Raw genomic sequence first — 7953 nt, 5'->3', positions numbered from 1 at the left:
CGAGCTGCTGGGAGTCGTCGAGGTGGTGCTGGTGACGGAAGAAGATCACCTTATGGGCCAACAGCGCCCGGCGGATCTCCTCGACCGCGTCCTGGTCGAGGTCGCCGCCGAGGCGAACGCCGTCCACCCGGGCGCCGATGCGGCTGCCCAGCTTGGTGACGGTTATCTGACCTGTCATTTTCGTCGTCCTTGAAATCAAAAGGGGTGTAGTCAGCTGACTACATCTGGTAGTGTAGTCAGATGACTACAGCTTCCGCAACGGGTCGCGGGAAAACGCCCACCGGGCGCGCGGAAGTGGCCGCGGCGATCCTGGAGGCCGCCACCGACCTGTTCGCCGAGCGCGGTCCGGCCGCGACGTCCATCCGCGACATCGCCGCGCGATCCAACGTCAATCACGGGTTGGTGTTCCGCCACTTCGGCACCAAGGAGCAATTGGTCGGCGCCGTGCTCGATCATCTGGGCGCCGACCTCAACGCCCTGCTGGGCACCGATGCGCCGGCCGCCGTGCTGGAGAGTTCCCTGGACCGGCAGATGCGGGTGATGGCCCGCACCGTTCTGGACGGCTATCCCGCGGGCCAGTTACAGAAACGCTTTCCCAACATCGCCACGCTGCTCGACGGGGTGCGGCCGCAATACGACGACGAGGTCAAGGCCCGGCTCGCGGTCGCCAATGCCCTTGCCCTGCAATTCGGCTGGCGGTTGTTCGCGCCAATCCTGCGCTCGGCCACCGGGATCGAAGAACTGACCGATGCCGAACTGCGCCAGGCCGTCGGCGCCGAGGTGCAACGGATTCTCGTGCCCGACGAGCCTCAGTGATCCCGGAGCGGGTTGGCCCTGGTCAGCGCCCGCCGGTGCATGGGCTCACGGCCGGGCGGCTGGTGCGGCGGCGGCAGCAGTGGCTTACGGAGATGTATCTCGACCGTCGTCGCGGATTCGGTGCTGAGCTCGAGCTCTTCGCCGGCGTGCCGAATGGTCAGCTCGCCGCCCGGGCCGTCGCGCAGCGTGTAGGTGACGTCGGAGTGGTTGACGTCGACGGTGACCCGGAAGTCGCGCCACCGCAGCCGGAACCGTAGCCGCGAAATGCCGTCGGGCAGTTGGGGATCCAGCGACAGAATGCCCTCGTCGTCGCGCAGGCCACCGAAGCCGGCCACCAGCGCGGTCCAGGCGCCGGCGAGCGAGGCCATGTGCAGCCCGTCGCGGGTGTTGTGGTGCAGGTCCCGCAAATCGATCAGGGCGGCCTCGTACGCGTAATCGTGTGCGAGGTCCAAATGCCCGACCTCGGCGCACATCACCGCCTGCGTGCAGGCCGACAGCGACGAGTCGCGCACCATGCGCGGCTCGTAGTAGTCGACGTTGCGGGCCTTCTGCTCGGGTGTGAACGCGTGGCTCTGCCAATGCATCGCCAGCACGAGGTCGGCCTGCTTGATCACCTGGGCGGGGTAGAGCCGCACGTAGGCCTCGTGCAACAGCAGGGGATAGGTGGTGTTGCGTTCGAAGTCCCATTCGGCGAAGGTGGTGAAGCCCTCGCACTGCTGATGGACCTCCAGGCCGGAGTCGTAGGGAATGTTGGCGGCCTTCGCGGCATCGCGCCAGGACGCCGTTTCCTCGGTGGTGACGCACAGCGCCTTGGCCACCTCGGGGTGGCGGTTGCAGCCGTCGGCGGCGACGCGCAGATTATGCGCGGCCATCAGGTTGGTGAAGGCGTTGTCGCGCACGATCGCCGTGTACTCGTCGGGGCCCGTGACGCCGTCGAGGTGCCAGACGCCGTGCCGGTCGTGATGGCCCAGGCTCATCCAGAGCCGGGCGGTCTCGACGAGCACCTGCAGGCCGCACTCGGCCTCCAGGTCTTCGTCCCCGGTGACTATGCGGTAGCGCTCGAAGGCCATCGCGATGTCGGCGTTGATGTGCCAGGCCGCCGTGCCGGCCGGCCAGTAGGCCGAGCACTCCTGCCCGCGGATGGTCCGCCACGGGAAGGCGGCGCCTTCCAGGCCGAGTTCGGCCGCCCGCTCCTGGGCCAGATCCATGGTGGAGGCGCGCCAGCGCAGCGCATCGGCCACGGTGTGCGGGGCGGTGTAGGTGAGCACCGGCAGCACGTAACCCTCGGTGTCCCAGAACGCATGGCCGTCATAGCCGGTTCCCGTCAGCCCCTTGGCGGCGATCGCGCGGCGTTCGGCGCGGGCGCTGGCCTGCAACAGGTGGAAGAGCCCGAACCGCACGGCCTGCTGGGATTCGGAGTCGCCCTCGACCTCGACGTCGGCGCTATCCCAGAAATCGTCGAGGTACTCGCGTTGGGAATCCAGCAGCCCCTGCCAGCCGGTGTAACGGCCGCTGTGCAGCGCGGCGGCGACCTGATCACGCAGTGCCGGACGCGAGCGCATGCTCGACCAGCCGTACGCGATGTATTTCACGATGCGTAGCTTCTGCCCCTCGCGAAGGCCGCAGATGATGGTGGTCCGCGCCAGATCGGCGCGCGCATCGGTGTTGACCTCGACGCGCCCGGGGACGTCGACCTCGTGGTCCATGCCGGCGGCCATCATCAGCGCGCTGGCGCGCGTCCGGTGCATGAGAACCGCTCCGGTGTCGGTCTTTTCGTGAGCGACCTCTTCGAGGGGGTTCTCCAGGATCGCGGAGACCCGGGGATCGCCGGAGGTCTGCGGCTGGTCCTCGTTGGTGACCAGCTCCGACTGCACCGTCACCCGGACGAACTGGTCGACCGCTTCCACGCAGTACTCGATGGCGGCGAGGCCGCGCTGGGCCAGGGACACGAGCCGGGTGGAGACCACCTTGACCTCTTTGCCCGCGGGTGAGCGCCAGTGCGCCGTGCGGGTCAGCGTTCCGGCGCGCAGGTCCAGGTCCCGCTCGTGGGAGAGCAGTTCGCCGTAACGGACGTCGAACGGCTCGTCCTCGACCAGCAGCCGGATGATCTTGCCGTTGGTGACGTCGACCACCGTCTGGCCGGCTTCCGGGTAGCCGTAGCCGGCCTCGGCGTAGGGCAGCGGCCGGATCTCGTAGAAGGAGTTCAGGTAGGTGCCCGGCAGGCCGTACGGCTCGCCTTCGTCGAGGTTGCCGCGCAGCCCGATGTGCCCGTTTGACAGGGTGAACAGGGATTCGGACTGTGACAGCAGGTTGAGGTCGAGCTGGGTCTCGCGCACGTGCCATGGCTCGACGGGGAACGATTCGTCGCTGATCATGACTGCAGCAGCTCGGCGAGGTCGGTGACCACCACGTCGGCGCCGTTGCGGCGTAAGTCCTCGGCTTGGCCCACCCGGTCGACACCAACCACGAAGCCGAAGTTACCGGCCCGGCCGGCCTCCACCCCGGACAAGGCGTCCTCGAACACGGCCGCGGCGTCGGCCGGGACGTCAAGCAGCTGCGCCCCCCGCAGGTAGGAGTCGGGGGCCGGCTTGCCGGCGATGTGTTCATCGCGCAGGGTGACGCCATCGACCCGCTGCTGCACGAAGCGGTCCAGACCGGTGACCTCGAGGACGTCGCGGGTGTTGGCGCTCGATGACACCACCGCGATGCCCAGCCCCGCCGCGGAGACCGCCTCCAGATAGCGACGCGACCCGTCGAACACCTTGACGCCGTCCTCCTTCAAGACCTTCTGGAACATGGCGTTCTTGCGGTTGCCCAGGCCGTAGATGGTCTCGGCGTCGTCGGGATCGTCGGGGCTGCCGTCAGGCAGATGGATGTCGCGGCTTTCCAAGAACGAGCGGACGCCGTCCTCTCGCTTCTTGCCGTCGACGTATTCGCGGTAGTCGGTGGCCTCGTCGAAAGGAACGAACTCATCGCCGGTGCGCTCGGCCCGGTCGGACAGGTAGCCGTCGAACATGGTCTTCCAGGCTTTGGTGTGCACACCGGCGGTATCGGTGAGCACGCCGTCGAGGTCGAACAGGCAGGCACGCACTTTCTCGGGTAGACCCAGCGCTGGACTCACCGGCGGACCTCGCTTCCTGGTCTCGGGGGCTGGTTTAACCGATACCCACTTCACCATGCCCGCTATGCGTGTCGCCAGGTTCAGGCGCCGATTGCCGTCGCGACGGCCTGGATCGCGCGCAGCCTCCCATCCGCCAACGCCCGGGTGAGGTTCTCGGCCTTGCGGCCAAAGTCGGTGACGAACGCATGCAGGCCGAGCGGTTGGGGCGGCTGGGCCAGCAATGCCTGCATGAGTGCGGTGGCCTGCTCGGTGAGGTCGTTCCAGTGCTCGACCGCGAACCCGGCGGAGGTGACCACGGTGCGCAGCTCGCCGGGGCTGACGAGATGGCTGTTGGCGGGTGCGTCGGCCCAGGGTAGCGGGAAGTCGAGCGGCCGGCCGTCTCCAATGGTCAGATCCCACAAGGCAAGCCGGCCTCCGCGCGTGAGCACCCGGCGGGCCTCGCTGTACAGACGTGGCTTATCGCCCACGTTCATCTGAACGTGCTGGCTGATAACGACGTCGAAGGAGCCGTCGGGGAAGGGCAAGGCGGTGACGTCGCCCTGCGCAACCGTGATCGAATCATCGAGCCCGACAAGTCGATTGAGCCAGCGGTGCGTGTCGCAATACTCGGCGGTGAGATCCACGGCGGTGACCGCACAGCCGCAGGCGCCGACGAGGTAGCGCGCCGTGCCGCCGATCCCGCTGCCCGCGTCGAGAACCCGGTTTTTCCTGGTAATTCCGGACACCTCCACCAGCTGGGCGGTGCCGAAGCGGCCCATGGTGTGAAAGTCCTCCAGTGGCGCCAGGTCCGCGGGTGCGAGGTGATCGAGATCCTTGCCGGCGTCGAGCAGGGCCCGTTCGATGCTGCGCCGCGAAAGCCCGGTCGAGTACTGGGTTTCGATGGTGCCGGTCATTTCCGCACCTGCGCCCATGCGGTGATCATCGGGGCCATCGTGATGAGCGCGTCGACCTCGAGCGTCAGCTGGCGGAATTGCTCGACGAAAGTGTCGATGTCGATACCGATGGAGAAACCGTGTTGTTCGGCGACCGGGGACACCAGCCGCCAGACTTCCGCGGCGTACGCCAACAGATCGGTGTCGGCGGCCGTACCGGTCGGCGCGCCCTGGATGAGGTGCGGGGCGCCAAGGCCCGCGTCGGCGAAGACGGTATGCAGTGTGGTACCGAACGCGGCGCTGAGCCCCATGGCCTCGAAGGCGCGCACGATCGCCGCCACTACCTGCCCGAACAGCGGGATGTCCGGGACGGTGCGCGTCGAGGTGATGTCGTTCTCCGAGAACGCGACGATCCCGCCGGGGCGCACGAAGGAGATGAGGTGGCGCAGCGTCGCCGCGGGGTCCGGTAGATGCATCAGGATCAACCGGCCGACCACCGCGTCCACCGGTTCGTCCAGCGAGATCTCGTCCACCGCGGCCTGCCTGAAACGCACCGTGGACATGCCCTTTTCTTGCGCGCGGTCACGCGCGAGCTCGACCATCGCGGGCGCGGCGTCGACGCCCAGAACGGTCCCCGTCGGACCGACCAGCCGCGCGGCGACAAACGACACGTCGCCGGGCCCCGACCCGATATCGAGCACCCGCATGCCCGGCCGCAGCCCGGCGAGCCGCAGCGCGTGCTCCGTGTAGTGGTCGTACAGCCGTCCTTGCAGGAGGAGCCGCTGCACCTCCGCGTCGGCGTGGCCCAAGACGTAGGTGCTGCCTTGTGATGCGGTGCTCATCGCGTTCCCGTCCTTTCTCCGGTGGCGATCAGGGCGACAGAATTCCGCTGTGCAACGCCGTGCTCACTTCGCCATGTCGGGGATTGGCCCGAAAACCGGGGGTGCGCGGGTTGGGGGTGTTGCTGGGTCCGGTCGAACTTGTCCAGCCGGTGCATCGGGGTCAATGCGGTCAACATGAGGTTACCGACCTGTCGCATGAAATTGGCTGTGGTACGCCGAGATTCGGGACCGGTGACGTAGCGGCGCGCGATGGTGAAAAAGTCCTCGGGCTCGACGCCGGCGACGTCGCGCACGTGCGTGGTCGGCGCGCCCACCTCCCATGTTCCCTGGCCGTGCTCGGGTAGGTAATGACGCAAGCTGGACTGGAAGTACAGGTCGGCACCGAGTCGCCTCGCGTTGACGCGCACGGCGCGCATGAACATCGACGGCGGAACGTCGATATGACGCACCCGCCGGCCCAACGCCGCACCGACCGCGTCGGCGATCTCGTGTCCCGAGAGCAGCGTTGGTCCCGTGGGTCGATAGGCGCGCCCGTCGTGACGGTGAGGGTCGAGCAATGCGCCTACGGCGACCCGCGCGATGTCTTCGTTGGAGGGTGGTGCGTTTCGGCCCCCGCCCGTTGGGGTCGGCAACACTCCCAGCTGGGCAGCTAGGGGAACGAGTTGCAGATAGTTGTCGGCGAAGTAGCCCGGATCGACGGCCACATGCGCCGTGTCGGGCAGTAGCTCGAACAACTTGTCGGTCAGCCAGGCCTGCCTCGTCATCAGCGACGGATGCTCCGGGCTGGCCAGCCACTGTCCAAGGGCCACCACCGCTTCCACGCCCGCGCGCCGGGCGGCCACGGCGAAGGCAACCGCGCTGTCAAGCGCGTGCGGATGATAGGGAGGGTTGAAGTACAGCCGGTCGACCCCGGTCATCGCATCCGTAACCTGTTGGACGTCAAACATATCGGCGATGACGACCTCGGCGCCCAGCTCCCGCAGGCGGGCGCTGCGCGCATCCTCGCGATGCACCATCGCCCTAGTGGTGACGCGTTGTTCCAGCAGCTGGCCGGCGACCGCGCCGCCGATCTTGCCTGTGGCGCCGGTGACCAGTATTCGTCTACTCATCGCAGTGTCCTTTCCTGTTGACGCGCCGGTTCCCTGGCCGGGAGGAGCCAGCCGACGACGATCGCCGCGCTCAGCGCGATGCCCGCGCACACCAGCGAGCTGACCCGCATCCCGTCCAGGAACGCGCGATCGACCGTGGCGCGCACATGCCCGGCTTGCTGGGCGGGCAGTCGCTGAATCACTGTGTGCGCCAGAGCCATCGAGTGGCGCATCGCATCGGCGGGTAATCCTGTCAGCGCGGAAGCGCCAAGGTGTCCCGAGTACACCGATGCGAAGATGCTGCCCGCGATGGCAACGCCGAGGGTGCCGCCCAGTTCCCGTGTCGTGTCGTTGACGGCCGAGCCGACGCCGGCCTTATCGACCGGCAGCGATCCCATGATGGCCTCCGTGGCCGGCGAAAAGGTCAGGCCGAGGCCGCCACCGAGCAGCAGCATCTGTGTGGCGATCTGGATGTACGGCGTGGCGGCGTCCGCGGTGGACGCCCAGGCCAGGCCGGCGGCGAATACGGCGAGGCCGGCGGCGACGACGGCGGTGGTGCCGATGCGTTCGACCAGCCGCGGTCCCAGGATGCTGGCCAGCGCGATCGAGACGGCGACCGGAAGCAGGCGCACGCCGGCTTGAAACGCGGTGTAGTCCTTGATGAATTGGAAGTACTGGGTGATGACGAAGATGAAGCCGAACAGGGTGAGAAATCCGGCGGTCACCGCCAGGCTACCGCCGGAGAACCTACGGTTGAAGAACACCGAGACGTCGAGCATTGGATGGGTGGTGCTCCGTTCCCAGCGTGCAAATGCCGCGAGAAGGGTTGCGGCCAGGGCGAATCCGGCGCCTGTGCGGCCATCGGTCCACCCCCAGGTGGGCGCCTCGATGACCGTGTAGACCAGCGTCGTGACTCCGGTCGCCGACAGGATGAGGCCGGGGACGTCGACGCGGGGCGCCGCAGGGTCGCGCGAGGTGGGAACGAACAGCCTGGCGCCGATGATGGCCAGCGCCGCGATCGGAATGTTGACCATGAATATCGAGCCCCACCAGAAGTGTTCGAGCAGCCAGCCGCCGCTGATCGGCCCGACGGCCACGCCGACGCCGACCATGGCCGCCCACAATCCGATCGCCTTGGCGCGTGGTATCGGGTCGGTGAAGATGTTGGTGATCAGACCCAGCGTGGTCGGGAATATCACCGCGGCGCCGATACC

The 7953-nt window shown here is 67.7% G+C and carries 7 protein-coding genes and 1 pseudogene; 1 reads left to right on the top strand and 7 read right to left on the bottom strand.

The genetic code is table 11. From position 1 onward, the window contains the following. A pseudogene (locus A5652_RS18590) lies at positions 1-178 on the bottom strand (TauD/TfdA family dioxygenase); the annotation flags it as partial. A gap of 62 nt (positions 179-240) precedes the next feature. Here A5652_RS18590 and A5652_RS18585 point away from each other — a divergent pair. Beyond that, positions 241-816 (top strand): TetR/AcrR family transcriptional regulator, encoded by a 576-nt coding sequence (locus A5652_RS18585; protein WP_067354705.1) that lies wholly within the window; start codon positions 241-243, stop codon positions 814-816. Here A5652_RS18585 and A5652_RS18580 read toward each other — a convergent pair. The 6 genes from A5652_RS18580 to A5652_RS18555 form a co-directional block, all read right to left on the bottom strand. Continuing rightward, positions 810-3191, bottom strand: a complete 2382-nt coding sequence (locus A5652_RS18580; protein WP_067354694.1) for a glycoside hydrolase family 65 protein — start codon at positions 3189-3191, stop codon at positions 810-812. The genes A5652_RS18585 and A5652_RS18580 overlap by 7 nt on opposite strands. Beyond that, positions 3188-3994 (bottom strand): beta-phosphoglucomutase family hydrolase, encoded by an 807-nt coding sequence (locus A5652_RS18575; RefSeq protein WP_232001240.1) that lies wholly within the window; start codon positions 3992-3994, stop codon positions 3188-3190. The genes A5652_RS18580 and A5652_RS18575 overlap by 4 nt, the downstream gene beginning before the upstream one ends. Positions 3995-4017: 23 nt before the next feature. Beyond that, on the bottom strand, positions 4018-4830 hold the full coding sequence (locus tag A5652_RS18570; protein ID WP_067354708.1) for a class I SAM-dependent methyltransferase: 813 nt from the start codon (positions 4828-4830) through the stop codon (positions 4018-4020). Beyond that, a complete protein-coding gene (locus tag A5652_RS18565; RefSeq protein ID WP_067354689.1) occupies positions 4827-5651 on the bottom strand; it encodes a class I SAM-dependent methyltransferase in 825 nt (274 codons plus the stop codon). The genes A5652_RS18570 and A5652_RS18565 overlap by 4 nt, the downstream gene beginning before the upstream one ends. Further along, the gene (locus A5652_RS18560) at positions 5648-6760 is read right to left on the bottom strand and encodes an NmrA family NAD(P)-binding protein (protein ID WP_067354687.1); all 1113 of its coding nucleotides are present in this window, start codon (positions 6758-6760) and stop codon (positions 5648-5650) included. The genes A5652_RS18565 and A5652_RS18560 overlap by 4 nt, the downstream gene beginning before the upstream one ends. Further along, on the bottom strand, positions 6757-7953 hold a 1197-nt coding region (locus A5652_RS18555; protein ID WP_067354686.1), incomplete at its 5' end, for an MFS transporter. The genes A5652_RS18560 and A5652_RS18555, both read right to left, overlap by 4 nt.

The sequence above is a fragment of the Mycobacterium sp. 1165178.9 genome (assembly GCF_001673555.1).
In the GTDB taxonomy this organism is placed as follows: domain Bacteria; phylum Actinomycetota; class Actinomycetes; order Mycobacteriales; family Mycobacteriaceae; genus Mycobacterium.
This window is presented reverse-complemented; position numbering and strand designations above follow the sequence as displayed.